The organism is Mycobacterium sp. URHB0044 (assembly GCF_000620625.1).
Lineage (GTDB): Bacteria > Actinomycetota > Actinomycetes > Mycobacteriales > Mycobacteriaceae > Mycobacterium.
On record NZ_JIAW01000018.1, the window covers coordinates 69,809 to 84,499 of the forward strand.

Here is a 14,691-nt window from a genome sequence, read left to right on the forward strand (position 1 = left end):
CCAACGACTTTGGTCGATCACTGACCCGGGATCGCCGGCGACGGTGGCGGCGGTCCCGGGGTTGGGTTCACCTCAGCGGGATTCGGCACCACGAACGGTTCGGCGCCAAGCGCCGGAGGCCCGGGCAAGGGCGCACGGCCAGGCGGTGGGGCATCCGGCAGCCCCGGGTACAACGGAGTGCCGTCGGGTGCGTAGAGCTGGGCGCCGTACGGCGGTGCGCCGGGGTACGGGACCGGACCAGGCGCCGGAGGCCCGTCATAACGTCGCCGCGGGGGCTCGGGGTAGGCACGCGTGGTCGGCAGGTAGTACTCCGTGCCGGGGAATCCGATCCCCGGGTTGGGCCTGTTGTCGAGGCCCGTCCCAAAGCCGGTGTCGGTAATCAGTTGTCGCGCAGGCCAGTTCTTGGCCACGTCGGGAAGGGAGCCGCAACCCCCCGGCACCCCGCCCACCCCGCCCCTGGCGTTGGTGATCGGAAGGTTCTCGGGGTATCGGTACGGGTCGTCGCCGAGGAGCAACGCAGCATCGACGATGGCCGACTTGCCGTTCAGGCCGCCCGCGGCCTGACTGAAGCCAAGGTCGAGCACGTTCTTGCCGCCGACCAGCACGCAGGTCAGTTCAGGGTCGTACCGGTGCAGCAGCCCAGCGGTCGGCTCGAGGGTGTTGACCGCATTGACCAGGTTGTCCTTGTTTGGACCGAGCAATTCGATGCCCTTGTTGGACAGTCCCGTAACACTGAGCAGCACCTTGTCCAATTGGTTGGACTGCTCCACGATCGTCGTACTGGTGGTGCTCGCGGCGTCCAGCACGGTGACGATGTTTTGAGCCGCCACTCCGTACGTGTCGCTGAACCCCTTCAAAGACTGCCAGTCGCGACGGACCAGCTCGGAACGCGAGTTCAGTTGTTGCAGCACCTGATTGCCATCCGTGATGGCCTGGCCGAACGTCTGGGCCTGACCACGCAAGCCATCACCGAAGGCGGAAAGCACGCCGTTCAGCTTGGCCGGATCGATTTGCTTGAGCACGCCGCTCAGGTTTTGAAAGACCGTGTTGACCTCGGTGCTGACGTTCTCCGATCTGATGACGGCACCGGACTGAAGTCGCGCGGCGACGGGATGCTTGGGATAGATGAGGTCGACGTACTTCGCGCCGAACGCGGTGGTCGCCCGGATCCGCGCCTCGACGTTGGCGGGAATGTACTGGGCTTGGTCGGGATCGATCTCGAGCTTGAGGTTGACCGAACCGGTGCCACTGCTGATGGTGCCGATCCGCCCCACCAGTACACCCCGCAACTTGACCTTGCCGCCCGGCTCCATGACCAGGCCTGCGCGGTCGGACGTCAGCGTCACGGGGACGAAGGAACGGAACGTCCCGGCGAACGCGGTCAAGGTCGTCACGAGAACCGCCGCAATGACCGCGAAGAAGATCGCAGTCCACCACGCGGGGTGCAATCGGGAGTCGTCCTTCTCATCCATCGTGTTATCCCGACAGGTTGAAATGACCGGACTGACCGTAGAGCGCCAGTGACACCAACAGGACGGCCAACACGGCGGCTACGAGGGACGAGCGGACGGCGCGACCAACGGCTTCACCGACTCCGGCCGGTCCACCCGAGGCGTTGAACCCGTAGTAGGTGTGCACCAACATGATCACCACGGCCATCACGATGGCCAACAGGAAGGAATAGATGACGTCCAACGGATTGAGGAACGTTCTGAAGTAGTGGTTGTAGACGCCCGTCGACTGACCGTAGAAGAAGGTAACGCCGAGATACGTCGCCAGATACGAGGTCAGGATCGCGATGCAGTACAGCGGGATGACCACGATTACACCCGCAAGCACCCGACTGGAGGCCAGGTAGGCGATCGACCTGATGCCCATGACTTCGAGTGCGTCGATCTCCTCGCTGATGCGCATGGCACCGAGCTGAGCCGTAGCTCCCGCACCGATGGTCGCGGCCAAGCCGACACCGGCGATCAGCGGTGCTGCAAGGCGAGTGTTGACGAAGGCTGAAACGAAGCCCGCCAAGGCATCTACCCCAACCTGCGCGAGTTGGTTGAACCCGACGATTCCCACCAAGCCTCCCGCCGCAAAGGTCAGGAATCCGACGATGACGACTGTTCCGCCAATGATCGCGAGCGCGCCATTGCCAAGGCTCATCGACGCAATGAGCCTGACCACCTCGACGCGGTAGTACGTCACGGCATCCCAGATGCCCCTGATCGTCAGGACGTAGAACCGGGTCTGGCGACCGAGGCGATTCCACCCGTTTGCGAAGTTGCGGGTGGTTCTGCGGACGCGCGGGAATTGTGTGCTTGCAACGGCCGAGCTCATGACGGCCCCCACTATCCGTACGTCACTTGCTGCTCGACGACGGTCGCGATCACGTCGATCACGAACAGCGCCATGAACGTGTACACGACCGTCTCATTGACCGCGTCACCCACGCCTTGCGGACCGCCGCCGACCGAAATGCCCTTGTAGCAGCCGATGAGCCCTGCCGCCAACCCGAATAGTGAAGCCTTGACGAGGCATGCCATCACCTGCGGCAGGCCCACCAGGAGTGTCAGCCCGGACGCAAACGCACCCGGTGTGACGTGTTGAAAGAACACCGAGAAGAGGAATGCCCCAACGATTCCCACCATGGTCACCAGCGCCGCGAGCATGGTCGAAACCAGCATGGCGGCGAGCACTCGTGGTACGACCAGTGCCTGAATCGGATTGATGCCCATGACGCGCAGCGCGTCGAGTTCGTCGCGGATGGTCCGCGCTCCAAGGTCCGCGCACATGGCAGTGGCGCCGGCGCCCGCGATGACCAACACCGTGACGAGCGGCCCGATCTGAGCGACGGTGCCAAGGGCAGCACCGGTTCCGGAGAAGTCTGCGGCTCCGAGCTCGATCAGCAGGACGTTCAGAGTGAACGTGACCAGTACGCAGAACGGAATGGACAGGGCGATGGTCGGAAAGAGCGAGACCCGCGCAACGAACCAGCTCTGCAGGAGGAACTCGCGCCACGCCCATGGCGGACGGAACATGAGGACGATCGCGTCCAGGCACATCGCGAAGAAGTCGCCGAGTGCCCGCACCGGCTTGGCAGCCGCGGCCGGCATCACCACCTGACGGCCACTTCCCGTGATTGGTGCTTCCTCAAGGGCCATTCCCTTCGCGATGCAACTCTCTTATTTTTGCGCACCTCTCACTGGCTGGTGGCTGACGTGAAAGGTACACCATTAATTTGGGACCGAGCAACCAAACCGACGATATGGACGCGGTCGCGTCGAGCTCGACCGGCAGGCGAGCTCGATTTGCTCAATGACCCGTGCGACGGATGAGGCTTCGAAGTCTCACCAGCATCAGCCCACCGCACGGCACGCACCCGGGAGACCTAGTTCGACCGTTGAGGGATTCAGCGGGTAGTTGCATGAGCGCAGATAGAGCGCCGGTTAGCCCCGCAACGTCGAACTGTCACAATCGTCAGTTCCCGGACCGGCATCGGCCTGTGCAACACCGGGGATGCCGCCTCCGGTCGTCGCCCACGGTCGTTGCTGAACTGCCGGACCAGCACTGGGTTGACTTGTTGATCCGAAGCTCGGGAACAAGAATTCGAATTAATAGATTGGCTTGCTATACGCGTCGATATGTACACGTAAAGGCTGCAATTGATCGGCTATCACTCAGTGCCCAATACAAATGCTCAAGCGCGCGCTATTTCGTCGTTTTTGACACCTTTACACCCTCGAATTGCCGCTACGGTTGCGGTCGCGTGGACCATCTTCGGACGCGCTGCGCATCCCACAGCCAGCCGCGAAGAGTGACTGCGACCACACCAAACGCGCCAAGTCGGCCGACGATCGCGACACAGCCGCATGTCCTCTCCGAGTACTCACTCCGGAGAATCCTTGGCCGCGCAGTAAATCCAAGCCGGGCCACTACGGGCGAGCGCTTAGCCCAACAAACAACCGAACGACTTAGCATCACAAATATCTACCTAATTAACCGCTAGCGCCGCCGCGTAGTTTTCTAGCGATCTACTCTCTTTCGACGCGCAGTGAGGCAACCCGGCCCTCAACTGGCAACGTTGCTCGATCCAGCCCGCGGCAGCGCCGAAGAGCGGCCATGGAGAGCCCGGTCACGTAACCTCTGGGTGTGAGCTCCGTCCACGAAGCGCCAGTTGACGATGGCACGGTGAGAGACCGGCTGATCAAGGCGGCGGACGCGGAAATCGCCCTTCACGGAATCGGTGCGGTGCGGATGGAGGCGGTCGCCAAGCGAGCTGGAGTGTCGCGTGCCACCGCGTTTCGCCAGATAGGCACGATCTATGAACTCTTGGTCGAAGTGGCACTCAGCCACGCCAAGCGCCACGAGACGGCGGTCCGGGCCGCAATGGCGGAGGTCTGTGACACGTTGGCCAAGCTGGAGGCCGCCCTTATCTACAGCGCGCGGGAGCTGCCCCTCGACCGTTCCGTGTACGGACTGATCACGGAGCACTCCACCTCGGCTCATCACCCCGGCATTCATCTCGCGGGCGTGCGAGTATTCGAATCCGTCCTGCTGGACGGTCGCAACAGCGGCGAAATCCGAAGCGATGTCGCCACCGACGAACTGGTGGACTTCGTCCTTGAGCAGGTTTACCTGGCGGCAGAAGCCGATGATCGCTCGGAGGACGCGGTCCGACGCCGCTTTCGCCAGTTCATCGTGCCCGCGCTGACGACTCCACGGGCGGAGGAGCACGCTCCTCCGATCAGCGAGCAAGAACTGCAGACCGCCGTCCGGACGACGTTGACCGCCGTTGAGGACCTTGCCGAGAAGCTACGCGGTCACGTAATCATATAAATTGTTCAACCATGAGCTCCGCACTCGAAAACCCGACCCTTCGCATCGAGCCGCGGTGGACCGACCTGGACCCCGTTGGCCACGTGAACAACAGCGTGTTCCTCGTCTACGCCGAGGAGGCCCGCGCACGCTACCTGCGCGTCGTGCTGCCCAACGCGTGGGGCCACATCGTCGTCGTCCACAACTCCATCGATTACCACAGTTCGGTGGAGGTTTCGGACTTCGTCGACGTGACGTCGTACGTTGAGTCCGTTGGTACTTCGTCCTTCGTGACGGTCAACGTCATCTCGGTCGATGGCCGGCTGTGTGCGACGGTCCGCACGGTTCAGGTCGTGCTCGCCGACGATCGGCAGGCCTCCCGACCATGGACCGGCGACGAGCGCAGTGCACTGACCGATGCGATCGGGACTCCCCCACGTGCAAATCCGTGACCATCAGAGGCTGAGCAAGCCGGCGATCGTCGTGTACCCGTCGGGTACCGCGGTCGGCTTCGGCGAACTCGAGGCGCGGGCCAACCAACTCGCCCACTACTTCCGGCGGATTGGGCTGCACGCCGGTGACACCGTGGCGATCGTGATGGAGAACAACGAGCACATCCATCCCGTCGCATGGGCGGCCCGGCGGTCGGGTATGTACTACGTGCCCATCAACACTCATCTGACAGCGGCCGAAGCCGGATACATCCTCACCAACGCAAAGGCCAACGCGGTCGTTGGTTCGCTCGCGATGGAGCCGCTGTGTCGCGCACTCGAACCGTATCTGTCGGACATGGCGCCCGAACGTCGACTGCTCGCGGACGTCGATGCCGCCGGCTGGGTGCGCTATCCCGATTGCGTCGCAGCGGAACCGACGACACCGATCGCCGACGAAACCGAAGGCGACCTCCTGCAGTACTCGTCGGGCACCACCGGTCGCCCCAAGGGTATTCGCCGCGCGCTGACCGGACACTCGCCATCGGAAGCACCGAACCTGTTGTCACCGCTACTCGGTGCGCTCGGCATCTCCGCGAGTTCCGTCTACCTCAGCCCTGCGCCGCTCTACCACACCGCGCCATCGGTGTGGTCGATGTGCGTGCAGGCATTGGGTGTTACGACGGTCGTGCTGGAGAAGTTCGATGCCGAACAGGCGCTCGAGTGCATTCAGCGCCATCGAATCACCCACGCGCAGTTCGTACCCGCGATGTTCGTTCGAATGCTCAAGCTGCCCGACTCGGTGCGGCTGGCCTACGACGTGTCGAGCCTCCAGCGGGTGGTGCACGCCGCTGCCCCGTGTCCGCCAGACATCAAGCGCTCGATGATCGAGTGGTGGGGTCCAATCGTCGACGAGTTCTACTCGTCGTCGGAGGGCGCGGGCATCACCTTCATCACCGCCGACGAGTGGCTCGACCGTCCGGGGTCGGTGGGACGCGCGTTGCTCGGCACCCCGCATGTCGTCGGTGAGGACGGTGCCGAGGTGGCCACTGGTCGAATTGGTGACGTCTATTTCGAGGGCGGTGTCCCGTTCGACTACTTGGATGACCCAGGCAAGACGGCAGACTCACACAACGGCCATGGTTGGGCCACCGTCGGAGACGTAGGGTACCTCGACGACGACGGGTACCTGTTCCTCACCGACCGACGGCACCACACGATCATCTCCGGCGGTGTCAACGTCTACCCGCAGGAGGCCGAGAGCGCCCTGGTCAGCCATCCGAGGGTCGCGGACGCAGCGGTGTTCGGCGTTCCCGATGCCGCCATGGGTCAGGCCGTGGTCGGCGTCGTGGAAACGGTCGACCCCGTGGATGCGTCGGATGCGTTCGGCGTCGAACTACTCGACTGGCTCCGAGCGCGGCTGGCGCACTACAAGTGTCCGCGCACCATCCACTTCGAGGATCGGCTACCCCGCACCGACGCGGGCAAGCTCTACAAGAAGGCGTTGATCGAGAAGTATTCGTCGGGGCAACCCGTGAGAAGGAGCCCAATGTGACCGTCGACGCCGGCTATCAACGACCACAGCTGAGATTGGTCCCGAAACCGACCGCTGAATCCCACGCGTTCTGGACCGGCGGCGAACGCGGCCAACTACTCATCAACCGATGTCACGCCTGTGGACACTTCTTCCATCCGCCAGGCCCGGCATGTTGGCGTTGCCGCAGCACCGACGTGGCGCCAGAGCCCGTGTCGGGGAACGCGACCGTGGCGGCCTTTACGGTCAACCGGCAGCCGTGGATTCCCGGGTTCGAGCCACCGTACGTCGTCGCGATGGTCGAGTTGGATGACGAGCCCGACGTCCGGCTGGTCTCCAATGTGGTGGGCGCGGCGATCGAGGAGGTCCACGTCGGCATGGCGGTCGGGGTCTTCTTCGAGGAATGGACGCCGCCATCGGGTGACGACGACGGTCGGGTGTGGATCCCGTTGTTTCGGCGAAGGTGACCCGTCGATTGGCGGAATCGTCGGATGCGAGCCCAATGTGCTTCTTCGTCTCCGACGGTGATGGCTATGTACCAACGCATTTGGCACGCTGTTCGACGAGACGGGGCCGATCGGCAGCGGGGTGGCGACGGCATTGTTGAACCCGGATTCGCGCCAGCGGCGTCAATGGTCGTCGATGCGGCCACTACTTCCGAGTCACGACTTCCACCGCAACCCATGTCTCGTTGAACGCCGACATCTGGGACAGCGGATCTTCCTCGTCGAGCGCGGTCAGTAGATTGCGGTTGGCACCCTGCTGATCCGGCAGCGCCCCGCCACGTGGATCGAATACCCTTGATCCCCAACCATGTTCGACCACGACGACCCCGGGCCGCGGTGAATCGGTGACGACGACGTCGAGCTCGATGGCACCGGTGAGCGATCGCACCCGCGCTCGGTCACCGTCTTTCAGACCGAGGGCGACGGCGTCGCTGCCGTTGATCTCGACCTGATTGCGGTCGAGCAGTCGGCGCGTGCCCGGCAGGTCGTTGAGGTAGGAGTTCATCGAGCTGAGCCGGCGCCGGTTGCCAAGCTGAAACGGCCGGTTGGGCGGGGTCGTGATCACCTCGGATGCGAGTTGGCGGCGCGCCTCAGCCAGGAATCGGCCCGGCGCCAGCTGGATCTTGTGGTCGGGCAGGTTGACCACGCCGCGGGCGTGCCCGAATTCCTTGCCGCCCAGGACGATTCCGTGCCGATGCGCCATCAGTTCGGCCCAGGTGGTCCGGCCGCCACGTTCGACGGCCTGCTGCCAGGCTCGCTCGGGATCGAATGGGCGGTCGTCGGGCCCGTACTTCGGCAAGCCCATCGCGCGACCAAGGCCTTCGTAGAACTGCCACTCCGGTTTGACGTCTGGCGGCGGTTGCAGCGCTTGGGTGGAGTACTGGGCGAACGGAAGCTCCTGCGTCACTGCTGCATAGGGGGCCAGCTCACCACGTTCGAGCCAATGCGTACCGGGGATGAGCCAGTCGGCGTGGCGGTGACTCTCACGTTGCACCATGTCGATGGCGACCAGGAGGTCCAGCCCGGCCAAGGCCCGATCGAGTTGGTCACCTTGGGGTCCGGAGATCACGGGGTTGCCGTGGTCGATGAACAGGGCCTGAACCTGGCCAGGGCCGGGCGTCGTGATTTCGCCGGGAAGCTCGGCTAGCGAGTGGCACCCTTCGATGGCGGGGCGGCCTGCGACGCGGGACACGTGTGCATCCGTGTCGTACGCGGGCATGTAGACGGGTGCGTATCCGCGTTGAAAGTACCTGCCGCCCGGTCGATCCCATCGGCCGGTGATGACGTTGAGCACCTCGCACAGCCATAGGGCGAGGGTGCCGCGGCTGGTTTGCGAGACGCCCGTGCGCGCCAGGGCCATGGCCGTGCGGGCCCGTCCGAATTGCCTTCCCGCCGTCTCGATGGCTGCCGAGGACACGTCCGCCCGTGCGGCAAGCATGTCGAGGGGCGCCTCGTCGGCGAGCTGACGCAGTAGCGCGACGCCCTGTTCGACGTCGCACGCGTGCCGATCCTCCAACTGTTCGTCGAAGATCACCTTGACCATGCCGAGTAGGAATGCCCAGTCCTCACCGGGCCGCAGTGCCCAATGTGACGTCGCGGCCTTGGCGGTCGCGGTGCGATATGGATCGAGCACCATGAGCGCCGCGCCGCCGGCCACTCGTTGCTTGATGCGCCTCCAGCCGTCGGGCACCGAGGACAGCCAGCACATCTTGCTTTCGGCCGGGTTCATCCCGACGAAGAGGAAGCAGTCGCAATCGTCGACGTCGGGGATCATCGGAAGCAGGTTGACGCCATACATCTCGCCGCACACCACGGTCTTGGCGTTGGTGTCGATCGAGCCCCAATTGAACAAGCTGGCGCTGCCGAGGGCTCGCATGAACCGGTTGAGCGCCGGGATGGCCGCAGAGTTGAAGCCCGCAGGATTGCCGTAGTAGGCCGCGACGGAGTCGGCGCCACCCCGCGCGACGATGCCCTGCAGTCGCTCGGCAATGTCCGCGAACGCTTCGTCGTAGCTGGCCGCTTCGTACCGGTCGCCCACTCGACGCATCGGCGACGTGATGCGCCGGGGGTGTTCGACCAGTTCAACTGCGGTACGGCCCTTGACACAGAAGTCACGCCACGACAGCAGATTCTCCTTGTCGGGACCAATGTGCACGGCTCGGTTGTCTTCCACGGTGACGGTCAAGCCGCACCGTTGCGCGCAGATCCGGCAGTTGGTGTGAACCTTGGCCATCTGCGACCTTTCGGTAAGTACGATAGAAAGGTAAATTATATATCTCTATGCGCAGGCCCTCTACTAGCAACTCTTGGGAGACACATGGCCACCACCACTTCTCGCGCTGCCATCGTGGCCGCCGCCCGCACCGCCATCGGAACCGCCCGCAGAGGCACCTTGGCGAACGTCCCCGCGATCGAACTCGCCAAGCCGGTGGTGCAGGCCGTCGTCGAACGCTCGGGACTCGAAGCCGTCGACTTCGACGACTTCGTGTTGGCCGAGGTGATGCAGGGCGGTGGAGACAGTGCCCGTTACATCGCGGCGGATCTCGGCCTGCTGGACATCCCGGGGTTGGCCGTCAACCGCCAGTGCGCATCCAGCCTGTCGGCGATCGCCGTTGGCGCCGGGCAGATCGCCGCCGGCATGAGTCGGGCCATCCTCGCCGGCGGCATGGAGTCGCTGTCCACGGGCCCGATCATGCAGAAGCGCAAGGCCTTTACCACCGGCAAGTCGCCCGAGGACTACGAACAGTGGCTCCCGGAGTCCCATCCCCCGACCACGGAGGCGCCCGCGTTTGACATGTCCATCACCGTCGCGCACAACTGCAACGTCCAGTACGGACTTACCCGCGAAGATCAGGACGAGTGGGCGCTGCGCAGCCATCAACGCGCGATCAAGGCCATCGACGCCGGGGCGTTCGTCGACGAGATCATCCCCATCCAGGTCCCCCAGGCTGACGGCACGACCATCACCTTCGCTCAGGACGAACATCCCCGCCACGGCAGTTCGATGGAATCGCTGGCCGGTTTGAAGGTGCTGCATCCCGAGATCGAGGGATTCTCGGTGACCGCAGGCAACTCGTCGGGCATCAACGACGCCGCCGCGGTCGTCGCGCTGGCGGCGCCCGACAGGACACAGGACGTGCTCGCCCACGTGCTGTCGTGGACACAGGTCGGTCTCGACCCGACACGTACGGGCAGCGGGCCGATCAAGGCCATCCCGAAGGCGTTGGAACTGGCCGGGCGCAAGCTCGAGGACGTCGCCCTGTTCGAGATCAACGAAGCGTTCGCCGCACAAGCCGTGGCCTGCACCCGCGAACTCGGACTCGACGAGGAGCTCGTCAACGTCTACGGCTCGGGCATCAGCCTTGGCCACCCGATCGCCGCCACGGGCGCCCGCATGGTGACCTCAGCGATCTACGAATTGCGTAGGCGCGGTGGTGGAATCGGCGTGCTGTCCATGTGTGCCGGCGGTGGCATGGGCGCTGCGATGGTCATCGAGGTGATCTGACATTCTCCGGGCGCCAGCGCCTGAACCGACCCGCGACTGCACGAGCGAATCGGGCCGACCGTGACGCCTTGGGCCCACCACATACAGTTCGACGATCGTCAGTCGCTGGCTGGCAACGGCTTGGCTTCCTTGAGCGCCAGCACCGTCGTGCCGATGGACAACGAGCCGGCACCGGCCTTGGTGACCAGCACCTCGGCTCCGCCCTCGTCGACGTACCGCTTGCCCATCAGACTGCCGTCGGCAAAGGCAGGGTCGGGTGTGCCGTGCGACAGCGGCCCTGCGTCCAACGCCAGCATCGGGTGACCGCCGCACCGGAGCTCGTCGAGACTATCGGCGGACTTTACGACGATCACCTGGGTATCACACACCTGGCTTCGCAACCGCGTGCCGTTCTTGAACATATTGTCTCCCTTGTTAATCGACTTCGGCATCGATGAGGCTTGCGACGATGTCGCGGCGAAGAAGTTTCCCGGTGGCGTTCGTCGGCAACTCGTCGCGGAACACGATCCGGTCCGGCGTACGCGAACCCCTCAAGATCCTCCGCACGTACTCCCGCAATTCGTCGGGGTCGGGCTCGATGTCGTTGGCCGGCACGACGACGGCGACGATGGCCTGACCCCACTGCGGATCCGGGACGCCAACGACGGCGACCTCCCGCACGCGCGGATGCTCGACCAGAACGTCCTCCAGCTCAGCCGGGGCAATGTTCTCCCCGCCGCGAATGATCGTGTCGTCCGAACGCCCGGTGATGAACAGATAGCCGGCCCCGTCCAAGGTGGCGATGTCCCTGGTGGCAAACCACCCCTCGTCGTCGAGCACCGAGCCGATACCGGTGTACCTCCCCGACACCTGCTCGCCCCGCACGAACAGTTCACCGGTCTCGTCCGTGTCGAGGACCGTGCCGTCCTCCGCACGGATCTGCACTTCGATCCCGGGCACCGGTTGGCCGACCGAACCGAGCCGACTTGCCACCAGTTCGTCCGGGTGACCGTGGAATTCGCGGTGGTCGTCCGGCGTCAGCACCGCGACGGTCGAGCTGGTCTCGGTCAGCCCGTATGCGTTGACGAATCCGACATGCGGCAAGCGGTCAAGCGCTCTGCGCACTAACGGAAGTGGGACCTTCGACCCGCCGTAGGCCAGGTTGCGCAGCGACGGCAGCTCGACCGGCTCCTGCTCGAGGACGGTGACGATGCGGTCCAACATGGTCGGCACGACGGTCGCGGTGGTCACCTGCTCGTCAGCGACGAGGCCCACCCACCCGCGTGCATCGAAGTTCGTCAGGTACACCATCTTCCGACCCGCATAGAGGTTGGACATGGCCGCGTTGACTCCCGCGATGTGATAAGGCGGCACGCAGATCAGGGCCGCATCCGTCGCGGCCGCCGATCCGAACTCGACGGTGCCAGTGATGTAACTGGTTAGGTTCCCGTGGGACAACTCGACCGCCTTGGGCTTCGAGGTGGTGCCCGACGTGAACAACACGATCGCGACGTCCTCGGCGTCGGCGAACTCCGCGGCGGGCTCAGCGCCGCGCGCAGCAGCCAGGAAGTCTTCGGAATCGATGACGTGCTGGGCAACGTCGCCGATCACTTCGCGGTACCGCCCGTCGACGACCACCAGCGGAGCGGGCAGCCGTGCGATCAATTCCTGAACGCCCTGGCCACTCAACCGGTAGTTGATCGGGGTGTAGGGCACTCCGGCGCGCGCCGCCGCGAAGATCAGCAGCGGCTGCATGACACCTCCCGCGCCGACATAGACGACGTGTTCGACATCGCTGCCTGCAATGACACCCGCACCCCCGTCGGCGAGAGCGCTGAGCTCACCGACGGTCCACCGGTCGACGGCATCCACTAGCGCGACACGCTCCGGGTGCTCCGAAACTGCCATCTCCAACAACAGCGAAACGCTCAAGGCCGCGCCTTTCCTCGACCGAAGGTGAAACTGGGCCGAATTCAAGATACAGCTATATAGTTAGTTATTTACTCTGGGGGCTGACGGCGATGGAGACGTGGGGCGCTCGCCAAGCCTGCCAACCCTGGTTCAGGTCAGCATTCGACTAGCCTGACCTGAAGGTTTGATCGAATCGCGTGGTACTCGACCGGTGGAGGTTGCAATGGAGGTCACCAGCCTTCGCGAACCCAAGATGGCCGATCGCGTGGCCACGGTGCTCCGTCGAATGTTCATCCGGGGTGAAATCGCCGAAGGCACGATGCTCCCACCGGAGTCGGAGTTGATGGAGCGCTTCGGCGTTTCGCGGCCGACACTGCGTGAGGCGTTTCGTGTGCTCGAGTCGGAGTCCCTGATCAGGGTTGAGCGTGGGGTGCGCGGCGGCGCTCGCGTCACGCGGCCCACGCGAGCGACGCTGGCGCGTTACGCCGGCCTGATCCTCGAGTACGAGGGTGTCACCGTCAAGGACGTTTACGACGCACGTGTGACACTCGAAGTGCCGATGGTTCAGCAGTTGGCCAAGCAGCGGAACGCGAAGGCAATCGCGGAGCTCGAGCAGATCGTCGAACGAGAAGCGCAGCTCAGTCCAGGCAATGAAGCAGTGGACCAGCTCACGGACTTTCACGCCGCCATTGCACGGTTGTCCGGCAACGCGACGCTGCAGATCGTGAGCGACATGCTGCACCACGTGATCGAGAAGGCCAACCGCTCGCTGCAGCCCACCGCGGGAACCCGTGCCGAGCAGGCGGTCCGGCGGTCGGTCAAGACCCATCGAATGGTGCTGGACATGATCAAGGCAGGCGACGCGGACAAGGCGGGCGAGCTGTGGAAGCGCCACCTCCAGAAGGCGGAGGAATTCGTTCTGACGGGTTCCGAGATGTCCACTGTCGTCGACCTTCTCGAGTGACGGGAACGCGACACCTAGCAGCGGCCGTCGCCGCCCTGATGACGACGCTACCGCGAAACGGTGGGGGTGGGTGATCGATCGTCGTAAATGAGTTATATAGTTAAGCGCAATCGAGCGAGATGTAGCGACTGCTGCGCTACTCGCCTCAACGACGCTGCACGAGGAGAACTGGTGACGATACGGCAATTCGAAGGCGCATCCGCGATCGTCAGCGGCGGCGCGGGCGGTTTGGGCGAGGCCGCCATCCGCCGACTCCACGCCGAAGGACTCGGGGTCGTCATCGCCGATCTCTCCGCGGACAAGGGCAAGGCGTTGGCCGACGAACTGGGCAGGCGCGCGGTGTTCGTCAGCACCGACGTGACGAGCGAGGAGAGCATCCATGGAGCCGTCGAGCAGGCCAACCAACTTGGTCAGCTGCGCTATGCCGTCGTCGCACACGGCGGTTACGGTGTGGCACAACGGATCGTCCAGCGCGACGGTAGTCCGGCCGACATGGACGGCTTCGCCAAGACCATCGACCTCTACCTCAACGGCACGTACAACGTCGCTCGGTTGGTGGCGGCCTCGGTCGCCACGGCCCAGCCGCTGGAAGACGGCGAGCGGGGCGCCCTGGTGCTCACTGCATCGATCGCGGGATACGAAGGTCAGATCGGCCAGAGCGCCTATGCCGCAGCGAAGGCCGGCGTCATTGGCTTGACCATCGCCGCCGCACGCGACCTCAGTTCGGTGGGCATCCGCGTCAACACCATCGCACCCGGCACGATGAAGACACCGATGATGGAATCCGTCGGCGAGGAGGCCCTCGCCAAGTTCGCCGCCAACGTCCCTTTTCCGAAGCGACTGGGCACACCCGCCGAGTTCGCCGATGCAGCGACGTTCCTACTGAGAAACGGTTACGTCAACGGCGAGGTCATACGTCTCGACGGGGCGCAACGCTTCACCCCGAGGTAGCGGTCCCTAGCGGCTAGCGCGGCCGGCGCCACACCTTGGGGCGCCGACTGTGGACGTGACGAGATTCTCGGGCCGATTTCATCGTGACGCGCACAGTGGCG

General features: G+C 64.4%; 13 protein-coding genes. 7 read left to right on the top strand and 6 right to left on the bottom strand.

The window, feature by feature from the left end; all coding sequences use genetic code 11:
• Positions 1–17: 17 nt before the first annotated feature.
• The 3 genes from N536_RS0127505 to N536_RS0127515 are packed head-to-tail and all read right to left on the bottom strand — an operon-like array spanning position 18 to position 3,107.
• Complete coding sequence (locus N536_RS0127505) at positions 18–1,472, bottom strand: MCE family protein (RefSeq protein WP_029116547.1); 1,455 nt, start codon at positions 1,470–1,472, stop codon at positions 18–20.
• Between the two features lie 4 nt (positions 1,473–1,476).
• Complete coding sequence (locus N536_RS0127510) at positions 1,477–2,331, bottom strand: ABC transporter permease (RefSeq protein ID WP_029116548.1); 855 nt, start codon at positions 2,329–2,331, stop codon at positions 1,477–1,479.
• An 11-nt stretch (positions 2,332–2,342) separates the two neighbouring features.
• Positions 2,343–3,107 (bottom strand): ABC transporter permease, encoded by a 765-nt coding sequence (locus N536_RS0127515; protein ID WP_036437842.1) that lies wholly within the window; start codon positions 3,105–3,107, stop codon positions 2,343–2,345.
• A gap of 1,075 nt (positions 3,108–4,182) precedes the next feature.
• Between N536_RS0127515 and N536_RS0127520 the strand changes: the two genes are divergently transcribed.
• From N536_RS0127520 to N536_RS0127535, 4 genes are read left to right on the top strand one after another with little or no spacing between them, the layout of a single operon-like run.
• On the top strand, positions 4,183–4,830 hold the full coding sequence (locus N536_RS0127520) for a TetR/AcrR family transcriptional regulator (protein ID WP_231514654.1): 648 nt from the start codon (positions 4,183–4,185) through the stop codon (positions 4,828–4,830).
• 11 nt (positions 4,831–4,841) lie between these two features.
• On the top strand, positions 4,842–5,261 hold the full coding sequence (locus tag N536_RS0127525) for a thioesterase family protein (protein ID WP_029116551.1): 420 nt from the start codon (positions 4,842–4,844) through the stop codon (positions 5,259–5,261).
• Positions 5,248–6,795, top strand: a complete 1,548-nt coding sequence (fadD4, locus tag N536_RS0127530; protein WP_029116552.1) for a fatty-acid--CoA ligase FadD4 — start codon at positions 5,248–5,250, stop codon at positions 6,793–6,795. Before N536_RS0127525 ends, fadD4 begins: the two co-directional genes overlap by 14 nt.
• A complete protein-coding gene (locus N536_RS0127535; RefSeq protein WP_029116553.1) occupies positions 6,792–7,241 on the top strand; it encodes a Zn-ribbon domain-containing OB-fold protein in 450 nt (149 codons plus the stop codon). The genes fadD4 and N536_RS0127535 overlap by 4 nt, the downstream gene beginning before the upstream one ends.
• Before the next feature lie 184 nt (positions 7,242–7,425).
• On the opposite strand, the gene N536_RS0127540 is transcribed toward N536_RS0127535, so the two are convergent.
• A complete protein-coding gene (locus N536_RS0127540; protein WP_029116554.1) occupies positions 7,426–9,513 on the bottom strand; it encodes a molybdopterin-dependent oxidoreductase in 2,088 nt (695 codons plus the stop codon).
• 84 nt (positions 9,514–9,597) lie between these two features.
• Here N536_RS0127540 and N536_RS0127545 point away from each other — a divergent pair, with 84 nt between their 5' ends.
• Positions 9,598–10,785 carry a thiolase family protein gene (locus N536_RS0127545; protein WP_029116555.1) on the top strand — a complete coding sequence of 396 codons (1,188 nt, stop codon included), beginning with the start codon at positions 9,598–9,600 and terminating at the stop codon, positions 10,783–10,785.
• 98 nt (positions 10,786–10,883) lie between these two features.
• Here the strand turns inward: N536_RS0127545 and N536_RS0127550 are convergent, their stop codons facing one another.
• Positions 10,884–11,186, bottom strand: coding sequence for a hypothetical protein (locus tag N536_RS0127550; RefSeq protein ID WP_029116556.1), 303 nt, complete (start codon positions 11,184–11,186; stop codon positions 10,884–10,886).
• Between the two features lie 13 nt (positions 11,187–11,199).
• Entirely contained in the window at positions 11,200–12,696 is a 1,497-nt protein-coding gene (locus N536_RS0127555; protein WP_029116557.1) for a class I adenylate-forming enzyme family protein, read from the bottom strand.
• A gap of 202 nt (positions 12,697–12,898) precedes the next feature.
• On the opposite strand from N536_RS0127555, the gene N536_RS0127560 reads away from it, so the two are divergent.
• Together N536_RS0127560 and N536_RS0127565 are read left to right on the top strand one after the other, a co-directional pair.
• On the top strand, positions 12,899–13,639 hold the full coding sequence (locus N536_RS0127560; RefSeq protein WP_029116558.1) for a FadR/GntR family transcriptional regulator: 741 nt from the start codon (positions 12,899–12,901) through the stop codon (positions 13,637–13,639).
• 171 nt (positions 13,640–13,810) lie between these two features.
• Positions 13,811–14,590: an SDR family oxidoreductase gene (locus tag N536_RS0127565; RefSeq protein ID WP_029116559.1), complete on the top strand. Its 780-nt coding sequence runs from the start codon at positions 13,811–13,813 to the stop codon at positions 14,588–14,590.
• The last annotated feature ends 101 nt before the right edge of the window (positions 14,591–14,691 follow it).